Origin of the sequence: Mycolicibacterium pyrenivorans (assembly GCF_025821625.1) — a bacterium.
Taxonomy (GTDB): Bacteria; Actinomycetota; Actinomycetes; order Mycobacteriales; family Mycobacteriaceae; genus Mycobacterium; species Mycobacterium pyrenivorans.
In genome coordinates, this window is record NZ_JACKSH010000223.1 from 1 (window position 1) to 549 (window position 549).

Consider the following 549-nt stretch of genomic DNA (forward strand, 5'->3'; position numbering starts at 1 on the left):
TCGTTCAAGGCGACCCTGACGGCGCTCGGGATCCGCGTCCCGTCGAAAATCGAAGTGCCGTCGTTCAAGGCGACCCTGACGGCGCTCGGGATCCGCGTCCCGTCGAAAATCGAAGTGCCGATCACCGATTTCGCCCAATCGGTGCGTCCGGGCCAGTTCCGCGCTGCGACGACGTGGGGACCGTGGGTACGGGTCGGCATTGGCGTCCTGACGGGCGTGTTCGCCCTGCTGACGCTCGCGGTTGCCGGCTGGGCCGGCATCGAGGTGGGGCGTCGGTAGATATCGACCATGATCGTGGGTGCTGCCGGCTGGGCCGGCATCGAGGTGGGGCGTCGGTACTTGGGCGACGGGCTGAACCGCACCACCGGAAACGTCCGGACCCTCGCCATCGGTGGCGGCTTGGTGGTGCTCGCGAACGCCCACCAGTGGCTCAACATCACCCTCGCCATCGGTGGCGGCTTGGTGGTGCTGGGCGTGCTCGTGACGCTGCTGGGCAACCTGGGTCGACGCGTGGTCCGCAAGCCCAAGCCCGCGGGAGCTCCTACCGCC

2 pseudogenes are annotated in these 549 nt (G+C 68.7%); both read left to right on the forward strand.

Annotation, left to right across the window (positions count from 1 at the left end):
- Nucleotides 1–279 (forward strand): annotated as a pseudogene (locus H7I57_RS24360) (hypothetical protein); the annotation flags it as partial.
- Nucleotides 280–288: 9 nt separating this feature from the next.
- Nucleotides 289–549 (forward strand): annotated as a pseudogene (locus H7I57_RS24365) (hypothetical protein); the annotation flags it as partial.